Consider the following 20,880-nt stretch of genomic DNA (forward strand, 5'->3'; position numbering starts at 1 on the left):
TCTCGGGTAAGGGCTGTGTGACCATGTGCTCAGATTCGCACACGGGGGCGTCTGAACTCAAGAACTTTCGACCACGTCGCGACCGGCGCGGAAGCATTCGCGATTTGCCAGGGAGTTAGGCCGCCCCGGCCCAAACGGCGGCGGCCTTCGCTCGGACAAGTGGCCTCTAGAACGACCCGTCAGTGAGTGGTTGAGGCCGCCGCGTCGGGTTCAGGCATGATGTCGAGCGCAGGAAGACTGCGGACGATCTTCATAGTCTCAAGGCTGACCGTGATGACCCGCTGGAAGAGTTCGAGAGGGTAGGCCGGGTTGCCGACCGTCTCGATGGCGTAGCGGTTGGCGTCGTTGACGATGCCGCTGTCCTTGTCGGTCTTCACGACCTGACGCTCCATCACCCATTCCAGGGCGGGCTTTCCGTTGACCACGTAGCCGTAGGCTTCGAGCGGGATGTTCGTCATCGTGATGCGCGGGTTGTAGATCACCGTGCTCTTGTCGAGGTTCGGACGTTTGCCGCCGAACTTCATCTTCTCGACCCGATAGAAGGCTTCGGGATCATTGACGACGGCGAGTGACAGATCGCCCTCTCTGATGGTGACTGGATACGGGGTGGCAGTTTCATAGCCCACGTGAAGTTCCGCCAACCGTCGTCCGGCGGCGGCGAAGGAGCAAAACGAAGCAGCAGTCCTTACCAGTGGGATGCGGGGGAGTTCCTTGGACAGGTTATCTGCGTATTGCTCTCGGTAATCCTCAGAGTGAAGAACCCCGTAGACGTAATAGAATATCTCTTCCTCACTGGTGTTTTCATCGGGATATGCGAGCGCGAATTTGCTCACCGTTGAGGCGGTTATTGCGTATCTCCGAGATGGAGATGGCGTTGCACACTCAATGTCGCCTGCTCCAAAGAGGTCGTCACGGGGCGAAGGCTTGGAGTTGTATGTGTAGAGAGGAAAGTTCTGACCATTATAGTGGGTTTTGAACTCGGGCGGCGCGTCGATCATAAGCGCGGAAAATGCAACGCTTTCCCCAGCCCCGCTGACGCAAATCACCCGATTTTCCGCTTTGGAGTCAGGGAACATGGCCGGAATTCTGAAAACATACTCGTTCAGCTTACGATCAGCGTAGGACCATTGCTTTGTGAAGGGCCGATATGCTGCGACCCGAAGATGGGCTTCATTGAACTCAATGGATGCCCCCTTACCGACCGATCCCTTGAGGGCACGGCTCCAGCTAATCTGGGTGGAATCGCTGGTCACAAAAGAATCGACAAACGCGTCTCGCGCCTTCGCATTCTCAAAGCGGCGGCCGAGCGATGCGAACCGGTCAAGCTCTCGCTTGAAGGCTTCAATCATCTTCGAGACATTATGCAGCAAGGCAGGACGGGATGAGTTGAAAACCCACGCATCTCGGGCCGATTGCATGCCTTGTGAAAAAGTCGCGAAAATCGGGTCGGACGCTATATCCGACTTGTCTCCCATTGGGATGAAATCGGCAAAGCTATTATCTCGTTGATTGATCCAATCGCCGTCCTCGTTAGGAAGAATCGGGGTCCAACCGTCGCGTTCTGAAACGCCCCCGATTGAACGCATCGCGGTCAGCGCGTTGAGCTTCTGTTCGCGACTGAGATAGTCCCCGACATCGTGAAAATGTATCGCTCCCCGCGTCGTGGACGCCGGATTCTTCACAAGAATGAGGATCACAACAGGTTGGCGGCTGCCCTGCCCGAACACGTTGTCTCGTTCACGCCGACGAGCTTCGCCCTGCGTTCGAGCGTTTCCCCGCAAATGGAATACGTATAGGTCGGAGAACTCGTCAGCGATGCTCTTTCGAAGGCCGTCCATCGCGTTGCCTTCCAGCCACCCGCCGTCTGTTACATAGGCAAGAACGCCTCCAGCTTCGCCCATGCGATCAGTCCCCCACCGGATCGCTCGGATGTAGCTGTTGTAGAGTGAGTTCTTGTTGGTCGCTGATGAGCGGGCCGCATAGGTTTCTCGAATTCTTAAATCGAGACCTGGGTAGCTCACGTTTGCCGCGTTGTCGTTCTGCTTTTTCTGACCTGCGGAGTAGGGCGGATTTCCAATAATTACCTTAAGCGGCAATGACTTCTGTCGAGTTCGGCGGTTGCCATTGTCCTCCATCATGCCGGAAACCAGATCGTCCTTCTCCCAAAGCTGGAAGGTGTCGGTCAGGCAAATTCCGCCGAAGGGCTCGTATTCGCTTTCAGTGAGCGCGCTGTAGACCGCCTCAATGTTGATTGCGGCGATGTAGTAGGCGAGCAGGACAATTTCGTTGGCGTGGATTTCCCCCTGGTATTTCCGCCGTAACTCCTCAGGCGCGATCAGGCCGGATTGCAGAAGGCGGGTGATGAACGTGCCAGTGCCGGTGAAGGGGTCGATAATGTGGACGCCCTCGCTGCCCAAGTTCTGATTGAACTTGGAGCGGAGCACTTCGTCCACTGACCGGATGATGAAATCGACGATCTCGACGGGGGTGTAGACGATGCCGAGCTTCTCCGTCATGCGAGGGAACGCCTTGCGGAAGAACTTGTCGTAAAGCTCCACGATGATCCGCTGCTTGGCCTCGGCTGAATCTATCCCGGCGGCGCGGCGGCGAACGCTGTCGTAGAAGTTCTGTAGGGCCCCGGCCTCCTTCTCCAGGTTTTGCTCCTGGAGGACGTCGAGGACGGATTGCATCGCCACCGACACGGGATTGTTCCGGGCGAAACTGTGGTCCTCGAACAGGGCCTCGAAGACCGGCTTGGTGATGATGTGCTGGGCCAGCATCTCGATGGCCTCAGCCTCCGAGATGGAATCGTTCAGGTCGTCTCTGATCTCGGCCAAAAAGCTCTCGAACGCGTCGCGCTCCTTCGAACCTTCCTTGGCTACCGTGGTGGTGATGCGGGTGATGTGGGTCTGGGCGATCTTGGCGATGTCCGTCGCCCAGTCCTCCCAGTAGTCCCGCTTGCCGCACTTCTTGACGATCTTGGCCATGATCGCCCTGGCGAACTCATCGAAGACGAACTCAGTCTGAATGTCCGAGACACCTCTCAACGGTGCATCGCCAGCCTCGTCATCATCGGCCGCGCTGCCCTGGCCGATGTTCGCCTTGCCCTTGGCTGCCCCGGCCTTGGTGGGGAGCTTGTTGGTGACGGCGACAACCTCGATGTGGTCGCTGACGTCCACGCCAAGGCCCATCTTGTTGATGGTGGAGTCGAACCGCTCATCGTGTGAGCGAAGAGCGTTCAGAATGTCCCAGACGACCCGATAGCGTTCGTTGTCCTTGAGGGCCTCCTCGGGCGTCATTCCGGCCGGAACGCCTATGGGCAGGATGATGTAGCCCATCCGTTTGCCCTCGGCCCGACGCATCACCCGGCCGACAGACTGCACGACGTCGATCTGGGATTTGCGCGGATGCATGAACAGGATGGCGTCGAGAGCAGGGACATCCACGCCTTCCGAGAGGCATCGCGCATTGGTCAGGATGCGGCAGACTTCGCCGCCCGTGTCTTCCTTGAGCCATTCGAGGGCGCGGGTCCGTTCCTTGGCATTATAGGTGCCATCGACGTGCTGGAGTTCGCAGCCCAGCGGCGCGCGCCCGGCCTCCGTCTCTTGGCCCTCTTCGGAGGCGAGGTAGTCCCTGATGACGGCCGCGAACTCGTCCTTGATGAGCTTCGAACTGGCGATGTCCTTGCAGAAGGCCAGAGCCCGCTGCATCGGCTCCGGGTCGGCGGCCACGTCGTCGCTGAGACCGTTCTTCGTCAGGGCCTTGTAACAGCCGATGATCTTGGTCGCGTCGTCGAGCTTCAACTCGCTCGATCCGTCAGCCAGCCGACGCTGCATACTGGAACTGACCATGGCCTCATCGACGGCAAGGACGATCACCTTGTAGTCGGTCAGAAGCTGGTTCTCGACAGCCCAGCCGAAGCCACGCGCAAACAGGGTCGGGCCGAACATCGACTCGTCATCCATCGAGCAAAGTTCGACGCTGGCCTCGGCAGCCCTGGTCTGCACACTGTCGCCGAACACACGAGGCGTCGCGGTCATGTAGACCCGCTTCTTGCCTTGGATGAACGACTGGTCGTGCACCTTGATGAAGTTGCTGTCCTCTTGGCCGGGGAAGCTCGCGCCAGTCGTCCTGTGCGCCTCATCGCAGATGATGAGGTCGAACTCAGCCATGCCGTGCTGGGACTGTGCGGCGGCGACAACTGGTAGCGACTGGTAGGTGGCGAACACCGCCGTCATTCGGTCCGGTGCGGCCTTGGCGACCTTCGCCGCCAGCTTTGCCGCGTTGGTCGTAGCTGGATAGTCGAGGTCGTGGGCCTCGACCTCGGCGACATCATCGCTGTTCTTGCGACGCTTACCGACTTGGGCGTCCGAGCAGACCGCGAACGACGCCAGCGGAGTTGCGGAGTCGATCGTCCATTCGCGGATCGTTTGGGACATCAGCGACAGCGACGGCACCAGGAAGAGAACCGACTTCCCCCTGCCGACCATGGCCTCGGCGATTTTGAGCCCGGTGAAAGTCTTCCCGGTTCCGCAAGCCATGATGAGCTTGCCGCGATCCGCCTCAGCCAACCCGTCACGAACGCAGTCGAGGGCCTCTTGCTGGTGCGGCCGAAGCTGCTTCTTGGGCGCGACCTCGATCTTCTCCTCGTGGAGATAGGCCGCCCAGTTGATGGGACTGTCGGACAGGCGGTCGAGACCGATCCGGGTCGTGGGAATCTGCTGGCCGTCGAGGGCCTCTTCCGCGTGCCCGCTCCAAGGGGCATCCGTGGTGTCGATGATGAGCCGCCGGACGAACGGGTTCTTGCCCGATGCCGTGAAGAAGCTGTCGATGTCCGCCTTCGCGATCCGGTGCCCTTCGCGATAGAACTTGCACTGGATCGCGCAGTAGCCACCGTCATCCCTGAGCTTGGCCACGGCGTCGATGCCGGTGTCGCGCCCATCCACGCCGTTGGTTTTCGCCCAGTCGGAGAACAGCCAAGCGTCCTCGTATTCCTGGGCCATACCGGGGTCGTTCTTGATGAAATCGACCGCGATCCGCTCGAAGTAGCTGCCCTTCTCACGCTCGCTCTTGGCCGCGTCGCGGAAGGATTTCAGGAGGGCGCGGAAGTCGGACATACGGTGTCACCAGATCGTAGGCGGTAGGCGCGGCTATCGCCGCACGGGGTCGCTCTCACGATGAGTGTGGACGCCCCCGGCTACCGTGGCGTGCGTTGGCAAAAATGGGAAGGCAATAGACTCGCTGACCGAGCGCGGCTGGCGTCGTGGGGAAGTCAGCGGCTTACCTATCCCCGCCCTGGACGGTCCGATAGAGCGACACCAGCCGCCGCGTCTCGGCCAGTGCATCCCTGAGGTCGGGGGAGGGCGAAGCTCGGCAATCGTCGAGACGCTTGGCTGCTGCATATAGCTGTTCCCGAAGGGCGACCCGATCGGACGCTGGAATTTCACAGCCCGCCATCATCTTTTCAGATGCGAGATTGTTGAGGGCTGATGGATGGCCTCCTTCTGCGGCAAGGCACATCCAGTGCATTCCGCCGCGCCAGTTCGCTCGGGAGAATTGGGATGGGGAGCTTACAAAACTCCGCGCGCGCCCGAATGACTGGAGCCAGCCCACCATGTTCTGATCCGAATGCGAGCCCCGTAAGGCGGCAATCCAAGTCTGAACGTCGGCGAGTTCACTACAATCAAGATAGGCATCCACCTCGATCGGCTCCAAGTCGGAGAGCGTGGTGAAGTCCACAATGCCGATCCGCTCGGGTTTCGGCCGAACGAAGGCCGGTAAACCTGCCTGAGCGATCACTGCGCTGGCGATGCCGAGACGGATCGCGGACGCTTGGCCATCTGGCCTGCCGACAACAATCGTGTGCCCATCTTCGGATTCCACCGTCCAAATCTCGAATGCGACCCAGCTATCGTCGGACTCTGATTGAGGGGTGCCAGCAGCAGAGGCGAGAATCTCAGTCTTTGCGCGTCCAGCCCTGGAACGGTTTTGATCCATGCAAGGGTGCTTCGGCCAAGGCCAACCCAAGGCATCGAAATAGACCGCGCCGCCATTGTCGGACCGAAAAAAAAAGACGCTTTCGCCACACACAGGACAGCGAGCGTTCGGGTTGATGAAACTTATCCGCTGCTCCGAAGCAGGCTCCTGTGGGGTCGGCAGCCCGTAGGAAACTCCACCCCAGCCGCAGTTGCAGCGGGACGAGTGGTTCCAAGCGTTGCAAGCCAAATACGCCTCCCCAATTCGGCTACCAGTGAACGGTGTCTCGGACGGTCGCGCAACTAACGAGATTACATCAACTGGACGGGGGCGGCCTGGCTCGCTCTATTGAGGTGATGGCAGCCAAAGTCGGGAGGACAAATGCCTGTCACCGTTATGTCGAGCGCGGGCGACTACTTCGCGGAAATCGTTGAGCCCACAGTCCGCGAGTTTCAGACCACGCCAAGCACGTTCAGGACGGCGTTCGCCACTGCCACTGCCCTCTTCCACGCCCACGAATGGCTGTGGGCACATAACCGCGCCGACCTAGAGGCCCACTATGGTCAAACGTTCGACACGGCGGGCAAGTTCTGGTCCTTCGTCGAGACGCAAGTTCCACAAGCAGGATACATGCGCGACGTGGCGAATGCTTCGAAGCACGTCAAAATCGACAGGCGGCCCTCAACGGGTATGTCCCACATCGCAAATACTCATATCCAATCGACCGGATACGGAATGGGGACATATGGCGCGGGCCGGTATGGGGGGCAAAATCTCGCCATGGACGACAGCGGAAGGACGATCAGTTTCGACGCATGCGTGAACGACCTAATCGGGTTTTGGCGACCCTTAGTGCAGCGGCTGTATCCGACTTAATTGCCAGCGGCTTCGAGACGGTCGTTCAACCGTTTGGCCAGCGCGACTGAGGTCTCGGCGTGGCTCGTCTCATCGAGCAAGAGCGCGTGAAGTAGGCTTCCTTGCAGGGTCGCCGCGATTTGCCACAGATGATGCGACTTGCTGGTCAAGTCCGTCCAGGCGTCCTGCATGTCGAGGTTCTGGTCTGTCACCACCCCTCGCATGACGGACAGACCGGTGACGTGTGACGAGGTTCCCGAAAGCCCTCGGTAGAAGCGATAAAGCATGTCCACCTCACCCAGCTTGGCCAGAGTCTGCATGCTGAGCTTTGCGGCTCTGAGACCGGGGGGCAATCGTTCAGCAAGCCAACGTCGAGTCGCGCCCGCTTCCCGTTCCATCTCTTTGTCGCCCATGTCTCGGAATTGGTTGATCTGACCGTTGAGGGTCAGCAGCGCGTCCTGTTGAAGCTGGGTCCATAGGCCATCAGGCGACTTGTAGTTTGCCGCGATACAGATTGCTGCTTCGATCGAGGATCGCAGGATGGTGTCGGATTCGACCGGCAGCCCTCCATTGTAGAGCAGGGCGTATCCGCGATGGTGGCTCCACAGCCGCTTGAACAGCATGCAGGAGACCATCTTTGGATCGTTGTTCAATCCTACGGTCGCCAGCGTTCGCTGCCACAGGGCGGCCCCCAAGCGGTTCGTTTCGTTGAAGAGGAGCGCATCCTCAGCAATCATATGTTCGTGCCTTTGAAGGATGGTTTTGATGGGTCTCAGCGATCGCAAACTCCTGGTGCCGCATGAATGGCGTGCTCACGTTAACCCGTGGGTCAAGGATGATGAACTCGCAGACCTCCTCATTCTTCGAGGCGCGATAGTCTGGTCGTATGCCCACATCGAACAGGTCATCACAGAGATCACCATCCGTGCGACTTATCTCGATGCTTATCGCGGCCTGCGGTCACAGCCGCCGTTCTCGATGTCGGCACGGCTCGCCCATCTTCGCAAAATTCTAAACATGGATGGCCCGCTGGCTCGTTATCGTTGCTACGGGCTGGCCATGATTATGCGTTACGAGCGTGCTCGCGAGGTCAGAAACCAGATGGCTCACTCCGACATGTTCCCCATCAGTTTGTCAGGCCGCGAGTTCAGAGAGATTGTGATCGCAGACGGGACCATCACATCCAAAAGAGCCCCGTATTGGTCGGGAGAGTTGGAGCGCGTAGCAGAGAGTGCAGCGCGGTTCAGCCAACGATGCCAAGCGGTGCTTTACGGTCTCAATGCTCGGAATCTGCTACCGACTTTCGAGGAAGGTGCGGCTTTGGTTCTGGCTGAGCGTGCCGATCGAACCTTGGCCGACTGACGATCATAGGCGGCGAGACCCAATTGAGCAGTGCATACCTTTCGCTAAATCTGGAAGCGAACGAGCGCATCACATACCCGTCGCCGGGTCGGTGCATCTACTGCGGCGCGACCGACGCAGAGTTGACTGACGAACACGTCGTCCCCTTCGCTTTAACGGGCAACGCCGTAATCTTCGAAAAGGCTTCTTGTAGGCCCTGCGCGAAAGCGATCAGTCCCTACGAACAGTTTGTCCTCCGACAGACTTACGGAAATCTGCGGGTCCAGATCGACGCACCCACGAGACGCCCAAAGGACCGCAAAACCCGCATCGACCATCCCTTCCTGCTACTGGATGAGCGCGGCCGAACGATGCGGAAATGGACCGTCCAGACGGATTGGGACCGCTGCCCCGTCCTGTGCCCAAGCTGGCTCGCGCCATGGCCAACGATCATCGACGACAAGCCACGCTCAGCAGTCATCCACGGCGAGAAATGGTATTATCAAGATCAGCGGCTCACCGCCTTTATCGACAAGACTCGCCGGTTCTTCGGAAGCCCCGGCGTCGCCTATGAGGTGGGAAAGATCGACGGTGCGGGATTCCTGAGATTCATCGCAAAAATGGCCCACGGCTACGCAGTAGCGACGCGCGGCTATGATGCTTTCGACTGGCTTACTCCGGGCGTGATCCTCGGCTCTGATCCATACGTGTCTCACTTAGTGGGTGGATCAGGCTACGTAGAGCCAGCGGACCTGGAGACGGGGTCGGCCATCAAGTTCGACTTTGGAGACCCGACTCCTGAAATCCCATTCTTCCTGGTGCGAATTCGCCTGTTCGAATTCCTTGGGACGCCCGATCAAGTGGTGGTCGTGGGCCGTCCCAAAGGCACACCGGTTTTGATGGACGGTTAAGGCAAGTCAGTCTCTTGTCTCACCGACCGCAATGATACAAAACCTCGATACAAGCGGTCCCCCACCGTTTTGGCGAGTGTTGAGTTTGCGGGGTTTTTTGGGTGGGCGACGTCTCCTAGTTCCCCAGCCATCTGCTCTTCTCGACGCGAGTAGAGATCGCCCAACTCCCCCTAAAGTAATGTTGGCTTTGACAGCGGTTCGCCGCTTGGCTGTGGCGTGTGATTTACGCGCTTGGCATGCGTAGGCGCGCCGCTGGATGTTTCAGCGTCTCGCGATGGCCAAGGGTGATTTTGGCGCCTCTTCGTCAGTCGCTGGGCGGACTTGCGGTCGCTAAATGTGCTGAGGGGCGCCTGCAGCGGCTCTGCGTTTCTGAGCGGGTGGCAGCCTACTTTGGCGCGATCCGCTGTCTCCACGGCATGCCCAAGGTGATCTCGAGCGAGCTATTGGGCCGGGCGGTGAGTGGCGCAGAATCGCGCGTCCTTGAGAGCGAACGCATGCCGAATACGAAGAAGAGTGTCTCGAGGGGAGCGGGGTGCGCCATTCTCTTGTTCTTGAAGAGAATGGCGCGAGTGACGGGGCTCGAACCCGCGACCTCCGGCGTGACAGGCCGGCACTCTAACCAACTGAGCTACACCCGCGTTTCCCGAACCGAAGCGCTGTGCGCCGCGGCGAGGGGCGTCGTTTAGGCGGGGGCGTCGCACACGTCAAGCGATGCGACTGTGGATAAGTGAAAAGATCGCGCGACCTCCGTTACTTGGCCGCTGCGGCGGCCTGTGGCGGGGCCACGGGGCCAGCGATTCCGCCGTCTGTCGGAAGGTTTGAGGCGACGGCGGGCGGCGGCGGTTCGTAGTGAACGCCCACGCCCGGCCCCAGCGGCAGGTCCAGCGCCACCCAGGTCGCCACCATGATCAGACCCGCGACCAGGAAGGCCCCGGCATAGGGCAGCATGGTGGCCATCAGCGAACCCAGGCCGAAGCGCGGGTCCCAACGCTGGGCGAAGGTCAGGATCAGCGGGAAGTAGCTCATCAGAGGCGTCGCGATGTTGGTGACGCTGTCGCCCATGCGATAGGCGGCGGTCGTCATCTCGGGGCTGATGCCCAGCAGCATGAACATGGGCACGACAATGGGCGCCAGCGCCGACCACTTGGCCGAGGCCGAGCCGATGAACAGGTCGAAGACGCAGGACACCAGCACCACGATAATCAGAAGCAGAGGCGTCGGCAGGGCCAGCTCGCGCAGGGACCCTGCGGCGTTGACGGCCAGGATCGGCCCCAGGCCCGACCAGTTGAACATGGCGACGAAGTGGGCGGCGAAGAAGGCCAGGACGATATAGGGGGCCAACTGGCTGATCCCTTCGCGCATCATGCGGACGAGGTCGTGGTGGGACTTGATCGAGCCGGAGCCGACGCCGAAGGCCGCGCCAGCCCCGAAGAAGGTCAGGGCGAAGAAGGCGACCAGCGAACGATAGAGCGGGTTGAAACGCTGGGCCGGCTCGGCGTCAGCGTCGACGAAAGGGGAGCCCGGCAGCAGGGTGACGATCGTCCACAGCGCGATCATCGACAGGATGGTCAGGCCCGCGAAGATCAGGCCGCGCTTTTCGGCGCCGCTAAGAGGGGTTTTCTCTTCGGCGGTGGCCGGAGCGGCGGAAGAGGGAACCCAAGGGCCAAGGCGCGGCTCGATTACGCGGTCGGTCAGGAACCAGACAATCGGCGTGAACACGATGACGACGCCGACGATGAAGAACCAGTTGCCTGCGATGCTGACGGCATAGGACGGGTCGATCAGGTGAGCGGCTGGTTCGGTGATGCCCAGAATCAGCGCGTCGCTGGCGCCCGGAAACAGGTTGCCCGCGTATCCCCCCGACACAGCGGCGAAGCCGGCGGCCAGACCGGCAAGGGGGTGACGGCCTGCTGCGGCGAAGATGACAGCGGCCAGAGGGATGACGACAACATAAGAAGCGTCGGAGGCGTGGTGGGAGACCATGCCGGTGACCACCACGATCGGCGTCAGGATGAATCGCGGCGCATTCAGCAGGGCGCCGCGAATGGCGGTCGAGAACATGCCGGTCCGTTCGGCGACCGAGGCCCCGTAAATAATTGTGATCACGATCCCGAGGGGCGGGAAATCGGCCAGGGTGCGCGGCATGCCGATGAACAGCCGTTCCAGATTGGCTGGCGACAGCAGGCTTTCGGCCTGCAGTACGTCGCCGGTCACCGGGTTGACGGCGGACCAGCCCAGACCGGCGCCGACCATGCTGAGCACGATCAGGCCCAGGATCAGCCAGAGAAAGAGAAATACGGGATCGGGCAGGCGATTGCCGACGCGTTCGATGGTGTTCAGCAAGCGTGCTGCCAGGCTCATGCTGCGACCTTGATTACGGGGGTATGGGAAAGCCGCCATTTACGCGTATCGGCGGTGCGGCTGGCAATGTCGCGGCCTGCGGCAAAACGCGCGCAGGCTTGCGAACCGTTCTCAACAAAAAACCTTTGCCGACATGGGTTTGAACCTGCCGAAGGTTGGGTCTAAGAAGCCCCGAATCCGCCCCCTCCCTCGGCGGGCGAGGCAGCTCGAATGAACGCATTTCTTCTGGAATACCTCCCGATCGTCGTTTTCCTGGCGATCGCCGCCGTCCTGGGCCTCGGCTTCATGCTGGCCGCCTGGGCTCTGGCGCCGAAAAATCCCGACACCGAAAAGCTGTCGGCCTATGAGTGCGGCTTCAACGCCTTTGACGACGCACGCATGAAGTTCGACGTCCGGTTCTACCTGGTGTCGATCCTCTTCATCATCTTCGACCTGGAAGTGGCCTTCCTGTTCCCGTGGGCGGTGTCGATGTTCGACCTGTCGCATGGCGGCATGGTCTTCGCCTTCTGGTCGATGATGATCTTCCTCGGCGTCCTGACCGTCGGCTTTATCTACGAATGGAAGAAGGGAGCGCTGGAATGGCAGTGATCGCCCCATCGAGCCCGCTGGTCCCGGCGAACTCCGCCGCGCGTTCGACCGTCGAAGGCTACGACCCCAAGATTCATGACAAGTTCTTCGAGGCGGTGAACACCGAACTCGGCGAGCAGGGCTTCCTGACGACCTCGCTGGACGACGTCATCAACTGGGCCCGCACGGGTTCGCTGATGTGGATGTCGTTCGGCCTGGCCTGCTGCGCCGTCGAGATGATCCACCTGTCGATGCCGCGCTTCGACCTTGAGCGCTTCGGCACCGCGCCGCGCGGTTCGCCGCGTCAGTCGGACCTGATGATCGTCGCCGGCACCCTGACCAACAAGATGGCTCCGGCCCTGCGCAAGGTCTACGACCAGATGCCGGATCCGCGCTACGTCATCTCGATGGGCAGCTGCGCCAACGGCGGCGGCTACTATCACTATAGCTACAGCGTCGTGCGCGGCTGCGACCGCGTGGTGCCAGTGGACGTCTATGTCCCGGGTTGCCCGCCGACGGCCGAGGCCCTGCTGTACGGCATCCTGCAACTGCAGAAGAAGATCCGCCGCACGGGGACGATCGAGCGATGAGCGAACTGGTGCGCGTCGCGGAGCGCGAATCCGCCCTGACCCCGCTGGGGACTGAAATGGTGGCGGCTCTCGGTGTCGAGGCCGTCGTCGCCTATGGCGAGCTGACCCTGATCGCCCCGCGCGAGAACATCGTCGCCGTCATGGCGGCTCTGCGCGATCAATTCGGCTTCCAGTTGCTGATGGACGCCTGCGGCGCCGACTATCCCGATCGCGCCGAGCGCTTCGAGGTGGTCTATCATCTGCTGTCGCTGACCCGCGCCGCGCGCGTTCGCGTCAAGGTTTCGACCGACGAAGTGAAGCCCGTTCCCAGTGTCGTATCGGTCTATCCGTCGGCGGGCTGGTTCGAGCGCGAGGCCTTCGACATGTACGGCATGATCTTCTCGGATCACCCCGACATGCGCCGCATCCTGACCGACTACGGTTTCGAAGGGCACCCCCTTCGCAAGGACTTCCCGATGACGGGCTATGTCGAGGTCCGCTACGACGAAGAGCAGAAGCGCGTGGTCTATGAGCCGGTGAAGCTGGCCCAGGAATATCGCAATTTCGACTTCCTCTCTCCGTGGGAAGGCGCTGAGTACCCGGCCCCGGTCCTGCCGGGCGACGAGAAGGCGGGAGCCAAGTAATGGCCGACGGCAACAACACCCCTGCGACGGCCGCTCCCAAGGCGATTGATCCTTTCGAGGACTATGAGGATGGCCTGACCCCGCACGCGCGGGCGATGGACGACCGCAAGTTCACCATCAACTTCGGCCCGCAACACCCCGCTGCGCACGGCGTGCTGCGCCTGGTGCTGGAACTGGACGGCGAACTGGTGACCCGCGTCGATCCGCATATCGGTCTGCTGCACCGCGGCACCGAGAAGCTGATGGAGTCGCGCACCTATCTGCAGAACATCCCCTATCTGGACCGGTTGGACTACGTCTCGCCGATGAACCAGGAGCATGCCTTCTGCCTGGCCATCGAGCGCCTGCTGGAACTGGACGTGCCGTATCGCGGCCAACTGATCCGGGTCCTCTACTCGGAAATGGGCCGCATTCTGAACCACCTGCTGAACACGACCATGCAAGCCATGGACGTGGGCGCCCTGACCCCGCCGCTGTGGGGTCACGAAGAGCGCGAGAAGCTGATGGTGTTCTACGAGCGCGCCTGCGGCGCCCGTCTGCACGCCAACTACTTCCGTCCCGGCGGCGTCCATCAGGACCTGACGCCGGAACTGGTCGACGACATCGGTCGCTGGTGCGCCGAGTTCCCGGCCAAGCTGGCGGACATCGAGAGCTTGGTCACCGAGAACCGCATCTTCAAGCAGCGCAACGTCGACATCGGCGTCGTGTCCAAGGAAGAAGCCCTGGCCTGGGGCTTCTCGGGCGTCATGCTGCGCGGTTCGGATATCGCCTGGGATCTGCGCAAGGCCACGCCCTACGATTGCTATGCGGACCTCGAGTTCGACATCGCCGTCGGCAAGAACGGCGATTGCTGGGACCGCTACCTCTGCCGCATCGAAGAAATGAAGCAGTCGGTCCGCATCATGGAGCAATGCATCCACAAGCTGCGCAACTGCCCCGGCGAACCGGTCCTGACCGAAAACAACAAGATCACCCCGCCGCGCCGCGGTGAGATGAAGCGTTCGATGGAAGCGCTGATCCACCACTTCAAGCTCTACACCGAGGGCTTCAAGACGCCGGAAGGCGAGGTCTATGCGGCCGTTGAAGCGCCCAAGGGCGAGTTCGGCGTCTATCTGGTGTCGGACGGCACCAACAAACCCTACCGCGTCAAGCTGTCGGCCCCCGGGTTCCGCCACCTGCAGGCGATGGACTGGATGAACACGGGCCACATGCTGGCGGACGTGTCGGCCATCCTCGGTTCGCTCGACATGGTGTTCGGAGAAGTGGACCGATGAGCGTTCGTCGCCTCGCCAAGGAACAACCTGAATCCTTCGCCTTTTCAAAGGATACGAAGGCCAAGGCTGAGTGGTGGATCAAGAAGTATCCCGAGAACCGTCGCCAGTCGGCGGTGATCCCGATCTTGTGGCTGGTCCAGAAGCAGGAAGGCTGGGTCTCGGAACCCTCCATCCGCGCCATCGGCGAACTGCTGGGCATGCCCTTCATCCGGGTGCTGGAGGTCGCGACCTTCTACACGATGTTCATGCTGGAGCCGGTTGGTAAGGCCGCTCTGATTCAGGTCTGCGGCACCACGCCCTGCATGCTTCGCGGCGCCAACGAGCTGATGCGCGTCTGCAAGGAAAAGATCGGTCCCAAGGACGAACTGTCCGCGGACGGCCGCTTCACTTGGCAGGAAGTCGAGTGCCTGGGCGCCTGCGCCAACGCCCCGATGGCCCAGATCAACGACTACTACTACGAAGACCTGACGCCCGAGACGATGGCCCAGATCATCGACGACTTCGCCGCCGGCAAGTCGCCGAAGCCGGGCTCGCGCGTCGGCCGTCACACCTCGGAGCCCGAGGGCGGCGCCAAGACGCTGTCGGATCCGACGCTGTACGACGGCTCTCGCGCCAAGAAGATCAAGTCTTTGCCGAACTCTGCGCCGACGCCTGAGAAGGCTCCCGCCTGATGACGCGACCGAACCTGGACACGGATGAGGGCAGGGCGGCTTATCGCGCCGAGCTGCGCCGCGTCGGCTGGCCGTTCCGCTGGGGCGGAATGGCGCTGATCGTGGTGGCGGCGGGACTGGTGCTGTTCGCTCGCGAAGGTCGGTTCGGACTTACGGAAGATGCGGTGACGGGCGCCTATGGCGTTCTGGCCGTGGGTTGGGCGCTGGTGATCGGTTCGGTCTTCATGCGCACCCGCCACCATAAACGCCGCATGGCGGAAGGACTTTAAGGGCTCATGGTCGGACTCCTCGAAGACAAGGACCGCATCTTCACCAACCTCTATGGCTTCCATGACTGGGGCCTGGAGGGCGCGAAGCAACGCGGGGCGTGGAACGCCACCAAGGACATGCTGGACCTTGGCCGCGACTGGATCATCACCAACGTCAAGAACTCGGGCCTGCGTGGACGCGGCGGCGCCGGTTTCTCGACGGGCCTGAAGTGGTCCTTCATGCCGAAGGAAGTGAAGGATCGTCCGCACTACCTCGTCATCAACGCAGACGAATCCGAGCCCGCGACCTGCAAAGACCGCGAGATCATGCGCCATGATCCGCAACTGCTGATCGAAGGTGCGTTGATCGCATCCTTCGCGATGCAGGCGCACGCCTGCTACATCTACCTGCGCGGCGAGTATGTGCTGGAGCGCGAGCGCATGGAGGCTGCGGTCAAGCAGGCCTATGAGGCCAAGCTGATCGGTGACAACAACGTCCACGGGTGGGACTTCCACGTCTATATCCACCACGGCGCCGGCGCATACATCTGCGGCGAAGAGACGGCTCTGCTGGAAAGCCTGGAAGGCAAGAAGGGCCAACCGCGCCTGAAGCCGCCGTTCCCGGCCGGCGCCGGGCTCTATGGCTGCCCGACGACCGTGAATAACGTGGAGTCGATCGCCGTGGTCGGCACCATCCTGCGCCGCGGCGCAGACTGGTTCGCCAGCTTCGGTCGCCCGAACAACACCGGCACCAAGCTGATGTCCCTGTCGGGTCACGTGAACATGCCCTGCGTGGTCGAAGAGGCCATGTCGATCCCGCTGCGCCAGTTGATCGAGGATCACGGCGGCGGCGTTCGCGGCGGCTGGGGCAATCTGAAAGCCATCATCCCCGGCGGCGCGTCCTGCCCGGTCATCACGCGTGATCAGGCTGAAGTTGCGCTGATGGACTTCGATTCCATGCGCGAGCATCGCTCGTCGCTGGGTACGGCCGGCGTGACGGTGATGGACGAGTCCACCGACATCGTGAAGGCGATCGCCCGTATCAGCTACTTCTTCAAGCATGAGAGCTGCGGCCAGTGCACGCCGTGCCGTGAAGGCACCGGATGGATGTGGCGCGTGCTGGAACGCATGGCCGTCGGCGACGCCGATCCTTCGGAAATCGACCTGCTGCTGGACGTGGCCGGTCAGGTCGAAGGCCACACCATCTGTGCCCTCGGGGACGCCGCGGCCTGGCCAGTCCAGGGCCTGATCCGTCACTTCCGTCATGAGATTGAAGACCGCATCAACACCTACCGCAGCGGCCGGGCGAACTTCGCCGGCCACGCGATCGCGGCGGAGTAATCGTAATGCCTATCGCCAAGGTCAACGGCGTCGAAACCGAGTTCGAACCCGGCATGACCGTGCTGCAGGTCGCCGAGCGCGCCGGGCACGAGATCCCGCGTTTCTGCTACCACGAGCGCCTGTCCATCGCCGGCAACTGCCGGATGTGCCTGGTCGAGGTGAAGCCTGGACCCCCGAAGCCGCAGGCGTCGTGCGCCCTGCCGGCCGCCGAAGGGCAGGAGATCTTCACCGACACGCCGATGGTCAAGAAGGCCCGCGAAGGGGTGATGGAGTTCCTGCTCATCAACCACCCGCTGGACTGCCCGATCTGCGACCAGGGCGGCGAGTGCGACCTGCAGGATCAGGCTGTCGGCTACGGCCGTGACGGTTCGCGCTACGGCGAGAACAAGCGCGCGGTCGAAGAAAAGAACATGGGCCCGACGGTCAAGACGTTCATGACGCGCTGCATCCAGTGCACGCGTTGCGTTCGCTTCATCACCGAAGTGGCCGGCGTGCCGGACATCGGCATGATCTCGCGCGGCGAAAGCGCAGAGATCACCACCTACCTGGAAAAGAACATCGACAGCGAGCTGTCGGGCAACGTCAACGACCTGTGCCCGGTGGGCGCCCTGACGCACCGTCCCTGGCAGTACCACTATCGTCCGTGGGAGCTGAAGAAGACCGAGACCATCGACGTCATGGACGCCTTGGGCTCGAACATCCGCGCCGACGCGCGCGGCGCCGAGGTCATGCGCGTGCTGCCGCGCGTGAACGAGGGCATCAACGAAGAGTGGCTGTCGGACAAGAGCCGCTATGCGGTCGATGGTCTGGCTCGCCAGCGCCTGGATCGCCCGTTCGTGCGTGAGAACGGCAAGCTGCGAGCCGCCTCGTGGGATGAGGCGCTGAACACTGTCGCAACGAAGATCAAGGCGGCTTCGGCCGACCGCATCGGCGTCATCGCCGGCGACCTGCAGGACGCGGAGTCGATGAAGGCCGCGCTGGATCTGTTCCGCGCCCTGGGCTCGGCCAACACCGATTGTCGCCAGGACGGCGCCGCGATCGGGCAGGGGGCTCGCGAAGGCTGGCTGTTCAACTCTGGCCTGCAAGGCATTGAAAACGCTGACGCCATCCTGATCGTCGGCGCCAATCCGCGCACCGAAGCGCCGCTGCTCAACGCCCGTATTCGCAAGGTCTGGCTGAAGGGCGCCGCCGAGATCGGCGTCATCGGCGAGCAGGTCGACCTGACCTATGACTACAACTACCTCGGCGCCGGTTCGAAGACTGTCGGCAAGCTGCCCAAGGCGGCCGTCGACTTCCTGACCAAGGCTGAGCGCCCGGCGATCATCGTCGGCGCGGGCGCCCTGATCGGCGACACCGGCGCGGCTGTGCTGAACGCCCTGGGCGCGCTGGCCAAGAAGGTTGGCGTGGTCAAGGAAGGCTGGAACGGCTTCAACGTCCTGCACACCGCCGCTGCTCGCGTCGGCGGTCTGGACATGGGCTTCGTCCCCGCCGAGGGCGGCCTGGACGTGGCCGGCATGCTGAAGCCGGGCGCTCTGGACGTTCTGTTCCTGCTGGGCGCCGATGAAGTGAACGCCTCGGCCTCGGACGCCTTCCGCGTCTATCTGGGTTCGCACGGCGACCGCGGCGCGCACGGCGCCGACGTCATCCTGCCGGGCGCCGCCTATACCGAGAAGTCGGGCCTGTACGTGAACACTGAGGGCCGGGTGCAGATGGCTGAACGCGTCGTCTTCCCGAAGGGCGAGGCCAAGGAAGACTGGGCTGTCATTCGCGCCCTGTCGGAACGCGCCGGTCACAAGCTGCCGTTCGACACCCTGGAGCAACTGCGCGCCAAGCTGATGGGCGACCATCCGACCTTCGGCCGCATCGACTACCTGGCGCCGGCGGCGTCGTTCGACGTTGCGGGCCTGGGCGCCAAGGGCGATCTGGGCGACGTCGCTTTCGTCTCGACCATCGTCGATCCCTACCTGACCAACCCGATCGCGCGCGCCAGCGAAACCATGGCCGAGCTGTCCGCCGAGCGGACTGCCCCGGTCGTTCTGGCGGCGGAGTAAATCATGGACGCTGCGACCTCCTTCTGGGCCACGCCCCTCGGCTGGACCCTCGCCACCCTCGGCGGCATCCTGATCGTCACGGTCGGGATCCTGATCTCGCTCGCCTTCCTGCTGCTGGCGGACCGCAAGATCTGGGCCGGGGTTCAGCTGCGCAAGGGCCCCAACGTGGTCGGCCCCTTCGGCCTGCTGCAGTCCTTCGCCGACTTCTTCAAGTTCGTGCTCAAGGAAATCGTTGTCCCGTCGGGCTCCGACAAGGTCGTGTTCCTGGCCGCGCCGCTGATCACCTTCATCCTGGCCTTCATCGCCTGGGCGGTGATCCCGTTCGCGCCGGGTTGGGTGATCTCTGACTTGAATGTTGGCGTGCTCTACATCCTCGCGATCAGCTCGCTGGGCGTCTACGGCATCATCATGGGCGGTTGGGCTTCGAACTCGAAGTATCCCTTCCTGGGTTCGCTGCGTTCCGCGGCGCAGATGGTGTCCTATGAGGTCTCGATGGGCCTGGTCATCATCAACGTCATCCTGCTGGCCGGGACGATGAACCTGACCCAGATCGTGACGGCGCAGACCGGCTGGATCTGGAACTGGAACATGTTCGGCGGCGGCCTGGACACCCTGCCGACCATCGTGGTCATGCTGCCGATGACCATCGTCTTCTTCATCTCGGCCCTGGCCGAGACCAACCGCCCGCCCTTCGACCTTCCCGAAGCGGAGTCGGAGCTGGTGGCCGGCTATCAGGTCGAATATTCGTCCACGCCCTACCTGCTGTTCATGATCGGCGAGTACGCGAACATCGTCTTCATGTGCGCCATGATCAGCCTGCTGTTCTGCGGCGGCTGGAATCCGGGCTTCCCGACCGACTTCCTCGACAGCTGGCCGACCTTCCTGGCCAATCTGTTCTACTTCCTGGTGCTTGCGACCAAGATCGTCTTCTGGTTCTTCATGATCGCGCTGACCAAGGCTTTCGTGCCGCGCTATCGCTACGATCAGCTGATGCGTCTGGGGTGGAAGATCTTCCTGCCGGCTTCGCTGGTGGCTGTGGTGGTCGTGGCCGCTTGGCGCGTCTTCGCGGTGGGTGCGTGATGGGCGTTCGCGCCACATCACTGCTTGCGCCGGCTCTCGCTGTCGGCCTGTCGGCCTGTACCTTCAAGCCGATGAGCCCGGCCGCCCCGGAAAGCGCGGACGCGCGGCTGGAACGTGTCGAGCGCGAGCGTCGCGAGGAGGGCGACAAGCGGGCCTATTGCCAGCGTCTTTCGCGCGACGACCCGCGTTTTGATCGTGACGACTGCAAGCGGCAGGTGGGCTGATGAAGCTGTCGGTTGTCAGAATGATCGCCCTGGCCACGCCGCTTTTGGCGTCGGCCTGCGCGCCGTATGAGGCCGAGCCTGTCTCGGTCTATCAGTGGGAACGCAAGGTGGAGCAGTTGCAGCGGCAGGATGCCGAGCGCCAACGCCTGTGCCAGACCCTCGACAAGGAAAGCGCCCGCTATGAACGCGACTGCGCCGGAGTGAAATCGTAATGCTGACCCGTATCGTTCAGGCGGCCAAGGGCGCGATGCTGACCGACGTGTTCGGCGCCGTCGGCCTGTCGATGAAATACATGATGAAGCCGAAGGCGACGGTGAACTATCCGTTCGAGCGGAACCCGCAGTCGCCGCGTTTCCGTGGCGAGCACGCGCTGCGCCGCTACCCGAACGGTGAGGAACGCTGCATCGCCTGCAAGCTGTGCGAAGCGATCTGCCCCGCACAGGCCATCACCATCGAGGCCGAACCGCGCGCCGACGGCAGCCGCCGCACGACCCGCTATGACATCGACATGGTCAAGTGCATCTACTGCGGCCTGTGCCAGGAGGCCTGCCCGGTGGACGCCATCGTCGAGGGACCGAACAGCGAGTTCGCCACTGAGACGCGTGAAGAACTGCTCTATGACAAGGCCCGACTGCTGGACAACGGCGACCGCTGGGAACGGCTGATCGCGAAGAATCTGGAACTCGACGCTCCGTATCGCTAAACCGAGCCGCGATTCCGATCACGGGATCGCAGCGCAAGATTTTGAAGGGGGCTTTGTCCCACCC

At 62.2% G+C, this 20,880-nt stretch carries 19 protein-coding genes and 1 tRNA gene; 15 read left to right on the forward strand and 5 right to left on the reverse strand.

Annotated elements, in window-relative coordinates; translation table 11 throughout:
• Nucleotides 1-179: 179 nt before the first annotated feature.
• The gene (locus tag B4A39_RS14305) at nucleotides 180-5,117 is read right to left on the reverse strand and encodes a DEAD/DEAH box helicase (RefSeq protein WP_292037229.1); all 4,938 of its coding nucleotides are present in this window, start codon (nucleotides 5,115-5,117) and stop codon (nucleotides 180-182) included.
• 163 nt (nucleotides 5,118-5,280) lie between these two features.
• A complete protein-coding gene (locus B4A39_RS14310; protein WP_292037230.1) occupies nucleotides 5,281-5,997 on the reverse strand; it encodes a hypothetical protein in 717 nt (238 codons plus the stop codon).
• 360 nt (nucleotides 5,998-6,357) lie between these two features.
• Here B4A39_RS14310 and B4A39_RS14315 point away from each other — a divergent pair, with 360 nt between their 5' ends.
• Nucleotides 6,358-6,852 (forward strand): hypothetical protein, encoded by a 495-nt coding sequence (locus B4A39_RS14315; RefSeq protein WP_292037231.1) that lies wholly within the window; start codon nucleotides 6,358-6,360, stop codon nucleotides 6,850-6,852.
• Here the strand turns inward: B4A39_RS14315 and B4A39_RS14320 are convergent.
• Nucleotides 6,849-7,568 (reverse strand): DUF5677 domain-containing protein, encoded by a 720-nt coding sequence (locus B4A39_RS14320; RefSeq protein WP_292037232.1) that lies wholly within the window; start codon nucleotides 7,566-7,568, stop codon nucleotides 6,849-6,851. The genes B4A39_RS14315 and B4A39_RS14320 overlap by 4 nt on opposite strands.
• Nucleotides 7,569-7,596: 28 nt before the next feature.
• On the opposite strand from B4A39_RS14320, the gene B4A39_RS14325 reads away from it, so the two are divergent.
• Entirely contained in the window at nucleotides 7,597-8,193 is a 597-nt protein-coding gene (locus B4A39_RS14325) for a hypothetical protein (RefSeq protein WP_292037233.1), read from the forward strand.
• 122 nt (nucleotides 8,194-8,315) lie between these two features.
• Nucleotides 8,316-9,083 (forward strand): hypothetical protein, encoded by a 768-nt coding sequence (locus B4A39_RS14330; protein ID WP_292037234.1) that lies wholly within the window; start codon nucleotides 8,316-8,318, stop codon nucleotides 9,081-9,083.
• A gap of 561 nt (nucleotides 9,084-9,644) precedes the next feature.
• Here B4A39_RS14330 and B4A39_RS14335 read toward each other — a convergent pair.
• Nucleotides 9,645-9,721: transfer RNA gene (locus B4A39_RS14335), tRNA-Asp, on the reverse strand.
• Nucleotides 9,722-9,833: 112 nt separating this feature from the next.
• Complete coding sequence (locus B4A39_RS14340) at nucleotides 9,834-11,444, reverse strand: AbgT family transporter (RefSeq protein ID WP_292037235.1); 1,611 nt, start codon at nucleotides 11,442-11,444, stop codon at nucleotides 9,834-9,836.
• A 210-nt stretch (nucleotides 11,445-11,654) separates the two neighbouring features.
• On the opposite strand from B4A39_RS14340, the gene B4A39_RS14345 reads away from it, so the two are divergent.
• The 12 genes from B4A39_RS14345 (at nucleotide 11,655) to nuoI (ending at nucleotide 20,816) form a co-directional block, all read left to right on the forward strand.
• Nucleotides 11,655-12,032, forward strand: coding sequence for an NADH-quinone oxidoreductase subunit A (locus B4A39_RS14345; protein ID WP_292037236.1), 378 nt, complete (start codon nucleotides 11,655-11,657; stop codon nucleotides 12,030-12,032).
• Nucleotides 12,002-12,601, forward strand: coding sequence for a NuoB/complex I 20 kDa subunit family protein (locus tag B4A39_RS14350; protein WP_292037237.1), 600 nt, complete (start codon nucleotides 12,002-12,004; stop codon nucleotides 12,599-12,601). The genes B4A39_RS14345 and B4A39_RS14350 overlap by 31 nt, the downstream gene beginning before the upstream one ends.
• Nucleotides 12,598-13,224: an NADH-quinone oxidoreductase subunit C gene (locus tag B4A39_RS14355; protein ID WP_292037238.1), complete on the forward strand. Its 627-nt coding sequence runs from the start codon at nucleotides 12,598-12,600 to the stop codon at nucleotides 13,222-13,224. Before B4A39_RS14350 ends, B4A39_RS14355 begins: the two co-directional genes overlap by 4 nt.
• A 95-nt stretch (nucleotides 13,225-13,319) precedes the next feature.
• The gene (locus tag B4A39_RS14360) at nucleotides 13,320-14,498 is read left to right on the forward strand and encodes an NADH-quinone oxidoreductase subunit D (protein ID WP_292037349.1); all 1,179 of its coding nucleotides are present in this window, start codon (nucleotides 13,320-13,322) and stop codon (nucleotides 14,496-14,498) included.
• The gene (gene nuoE / locus B4A39_RS14365) at nucleotides 14,495-15,169 is read left to right on the forward strand and encodes an NADH-quinone oxidoreductase subunit NuoE (RefSeq protein ID WP_292037240.1); all 675 of its coding nucleotides are present in this window, start codon (nucleotides 14,495-14,497) and stop codon (nucleotides 15,167-15,169) included. The genes B4A39_RS14360 and nuoE overlap by 4 nt, the downstream gene beginning before the upstream one ends.
• Nucleotides 15,169-15,438, forward strand: coding sequence for a hypothetical protein (locus B4A39_RS14370; RefSeq protein ID WP_292037241.1), 270 nt, complete (start codon nucleotides 15,169-15,171; stop codon nucleotides 15,436-15,438). Before nuoE ends, B4A39_RS14370 begins: the two co-directional genes overlap by 1 nt.
• A 6-nt stretch (nucleotides 15,439-15,444) precedes the next feature.
• Nucleotides 15,445-16,758, forward strand: coding sequence for an NADH-quinone oxidoreductase subunit NuoF (gene nuoF, locus B4A39_RS14375; protein ID WP_292037242.1), 1,314 nt, complete (start codon nucleotides 15,445-15,447; stop codon nucleotides 16,756-16,758).
• Between the two features lie 5 nt (nucleotides 16,759-16,763).
• Nucleotides 16,764-18,809, forward strand: a complete 2,046-nt coding sequence (gene nuoG / locus B4A39_RS14380; RefSeq protein ID WP_292037243.1) for an NADH-quinone oxidoreductase subunit NuoG — start codon at nucleotides 16,764-16,766, stop codon at nucleotides 18,807-18,809.
• Between the two features lie 3 nt (nucleotides 18,810-18,812).
• Nucleotides 18,813-19,889 carry an NADH-quinone oxidoreductase subunit NuoH gene (gene nuoH / locus B4A39_RS14385; RefSeq protein ID WP_292037244.1) on the forward strand — a complete coding sequence of 359 codons (1,077 nt, stop codon included), beginning with the start codon at nucleotides 18,813-18,815 and terminating at the stop codon, nucleotides 19,887-19,889.
• Nucleotides 19,889-20,113, forward strand: coding sequence for a hypothetical protein (locus B4A39_RS14390; protein ID WP_292037245.1), 225 nt, complete (start codon nucleotides 19,889-19,891; stop codon nucleotides 20,111-20,113). Before nuoH ends, B4A39_RS14390 begins: the two co-directional genes overlap by 1 nt.
• On the forward strand, nucleotides 20,113-20,325 hold the full coding sequence (locus tag B4A39_RS14395) for a hypothetical protein (RefSeq protein ID WP_292037246.1): 213 nt from the start codon (nucleotides 20,113-20,115) through the stop codon (nucleotides 20,323-20,325). Before B4A39_RS14390 ends, B4A39_RS14395 begins: the two co-directional genes overlap by 1 nt.
• On the forward strand, nucleotides 20,325-20,816 hold the full coding sequence (gene nuoI, locus B4A39_RS14400) for an NADH-quinone oxidoreductase subunit NuoI (protein ID WP_040345161.1): 492 nt from the start codon (nucleotides 20,325-20,327) through the stop codon (nucleotides 20,814-20,816). Before B4A39_RS14395 ends, nuoI begins: the two co-directional genes overlap by 1 nt.
• The last annotated feature ends 64 nt before the right edge of the window (nucleotides 20,817-20,880 follow it).

The organism is Brevundimonas sp. UBA4553 (genome assembly GCF_002387245.1).
Taxonomy (GTDB): Bacteria; Pseudomonadota; Alphaproteobacteria; order Caulobacterales; family Caulobacteraceae; genus Brevundimonas.